The organism is Geobacillus proteiniphilus, from assembly GCF_001908025.1.
Taxonomy (GTDB): Bacteria; Bacillota; Bacilli; order Bacillales; family Anoxybacillaceae; genus Geobacillus; species Geobacillus proteiniphilus.
The window spans coordinates 1-2,967 of sequence record NZ_MQMG01000099.1 but is presented as its reverse complement, the minus strand read 5'-3'; the positions used below and the strand labels follow the sequence as shown (position 1 = coordinate 2,967).

General features: G+C 39.9%; 2 protein-coding genes. Both read right to left on the bottom strand.

All coding sequences use genetic code 11. The features are described from left to right. The coding region (locus BRO54_RS18565; protein ID WP_074044835.1) for a xylose ABC transporter ATP-binding protein at positions 1 to 1,409 on the bottom strand (1,409 nt) is incomplete at its 3' end. A gap of 112 nt (positions 1,410 to 1,521) precedes the next feature. After that, positions 1,522 to 2,613 (bottom strand): D-xylose ABC transporter substrate-binding protein, encoded by a 1,092-nt coding sequence (xylF, locus tag BRO54_RS18560; protein WP_011231371.1) that lies wholly within the window; start codon positions 2,611 to 2,613, stop codon positions 1,522 to 1,524. Positions 2,614 to 2,967: the final 354 nt, after the last annotated feature.

Here is a 2,967-nt window from a genome sequence, read left to right as displayed (position 1 = left end):
CTTCCCATGACTTCTGGCAACTCAGATGAAATTAAAACAATTCCCACTCCCTGACTAGCTAACTCGTTAATAATTTTGTAAATTTCGTACTTTGCCCCGACATCGATTCCGCGAGTCGGTTCATCCAAAATCAATATTTTCGGGCTATTTAAAAGCCATTTGCTTAAAACGACTTTTTGCTGGTTTCCACCGCTTAGTTGGGATACTTTCGCTTCTAAAGTAGGAGCTTTTAATTTCATTCTTTTCGTTATTTCTTCTGCCTGCTTCACTTCTAACGCATGATCAATAACGTTCCATTTTGTGACTTTTTTCAAAGCGACAAGAGTGGAATTCTTAATAATATCCATCTCTAAAACGAGACCATACTTTTTTCGGTCTTCAGATACATACGCCATTCCGTACTGAATCGCCTCTGCAGGACGACGAATATCAACTTGTTTCCCATCAATCCAAACTGTTCCTTTTTTCTTGCCATGATAGGCGCCGAATAGGCTGGTAAACAATTCGGTCCTCCCTGAACCCATCAATCCTGAGATTCCGAGGATTTCCCCTGCTTTTAATGAAAATGAAACATCGTGAATTACTTCCCTTCCCGTTTGTTCATCAATGACAGAATAGTGGTCAACTTTGAGAATTTCTTTCCCAACATTCCTTGGTTCATACGGATATAATTCATTTAATTCCCTTCCAACCATTTTTGCAATAATCTGCTCTTCTGTCAGCAGTTCGATACGATCGGTGCTGATTGTTTGGCCATCACGCAAAACGGTTACCGTATCTGCCAATTCCATAACTTCATTCAGTCTATGGGAGATATAAATGCAAGTTACTCCTTGAGAACGAAGATCGCACAAAATATTTTTTAAGGTGGCAACATCACTATCGGTTAATGCTGCTGTCGGTTCGTCTAAAATAATAATTTTAGCATTTTTTGAGAGTGCTTTAGCAATTTCAATTAACTGCTGTTTGCCCACCGTTAAATTGCGAACCTTTGTCTCTGGGTCAATGTCCAACCCAATTTTCTGCAACCATTTCTGTGCCTCAGAATATAAACGATTCCAATCAATATATTTACCTCGCATTAGTTCATGACCGAGAAACAAGTTCTCCGCAACCGTCATTTCCTCGACTACAGCTAGTTCTTGATAAATAATCGCAATTCCTGCTTCTTGAGACTCTTTAATATTTCTAAATCGGACTTCTTTTCCCTCGATGTAGATCTTTCCATCATATGATCCATATGGATAAACCCCACTTAAGACTTTCATCAAGGTAGACTTCCCTGCACCATTTTCACCACAAAGGGCATGAATTTCTCCCTTACGGACAGAAAAAGTCACGTTATCCAACGCCCGAACCCCTGGAAACTCTTTTGTAATTCCCTTCATTTCCAAAACATATGATTGCATATATCCCACCTACTAACAAAGATAGTTAGATTAATAAACTAAGTTTAGAAGCTACGGGCAGCATCCATCGCGTTACGACAAGGATGGCTGCCCGTATATCAATCATAACGAATTACGGACGCGGCGGGCGTTTGTCCTCAGGTACATTTTTATATACTTCGTCATACGAATGGAATCCATCTTTAATAACAGTATCAATGACATTATCTTTATCTACCATAATGGGATCCAGTTTAATAAATGGCACATCTACTTTGCCGTTATTCACCGTTTCATCTGCTTGAATTTTTTCTCCTCTAGCCAACTGGACAGCGACTTCAGCCGCTTTGGTTGCGATGCTTTTGATCGGCTTATATACTGTCATAGATTGAGTTCCTTCCACGATCCGTTGCACAGCAGCCAAGTCGGCATCCTGACCAGAAATGGCTACTTTGCCAGCGAGTCCCTGAGCCTTTAATGCTTGGATTGCTCCACCTGCGGTACTATCATTCGATGCAACAATCGCATCAATTTGGTTTTTATTAGCCGTCAATGCATTTTCAATAATTCTCATTGCCTCAGAGGCCTGCCAGTCTTTAGCCCACTGATCCCCCACAACCTTGATATCACCTTTATCGATTAGTGGTTGCAATACCTTCATTTGTCCTTCTCTAAACATCTTGGCATTATTATCAGTCGGTGAGCCTCCTAACAAGAAGTAGTTCCCTTTAGGTACTTTTTTTACCAAGTACTCAGCCTGCATCTCCCCAACACGCACGTTGTCAAAAGACACATACGCATCGACATCTGCATTCATGATGAGACGGTCATAGGCAAGCACTTTGACTCCTTCTTTTTTAGCCTGTTGCACAACAGGGGATAAGGATTCCGTGTTAACAGCTACAATGACTAAAACGTCAATTCCTTGAGATAACATATTTTGTATTTGGGATAATTGTTTCTCGCTATCCCCATTTGCTGACTGGACAATGACATCAGCTCCCAGCTTTTTCGCCTCTTCGACAAAGATATCACGGTCATGTTGCCATCTTTCCAGTGTAAGGTCGGATACAGAAAAACCAATTTTCATTTTTTTGTCTTGACTTGCCTGACCTCCACTGTTGTTTCCGCTTTCATTTTTGGCAACATCTTGCCCGCAGGCTGACAACAACAGGATGAGAAAGAGGAATAAAACAGGACTTAAGAACCTTGAAACTTTCTTCATAATATCCCCCCTAATAGACATTAATTTTTAAAAACTTTCAAGTAAATTATAAAGCAATTTTATTTGTTTGTCCATAATACAAACAAAGTTTTTTCGAGTGATTCATCATAAAGTTTTGATCTTCATATCCGGAGACAAAGAGAGAAAAGAGAAAAGTTCTCGGCCTTCTTTCACAAAAAACATCCATGAGTAAGCTTTTACTCGCCACCCAAGCATGAAAATAACCGCTCATGGATTCATTATTTTCACAGAAAAACACTGGCTAGGCTCTCTCAACCATCCAGTGTGTGTCGTTTTTAAAAACTTTTAATTACCTTCTTACCGTTCTTCCAATCATTTTATCTTCTGTTTCCT

What these genes read in the sequence shown, in the direction of transcription:
- xylF (WP_011231371.1), bottom strand. Translation starts at nt 2,613, where the DNA reads ATGAAGAAAGTTTCAAGGTTCTTAAGTCCTGTTTTATTCCTCTTTCTC.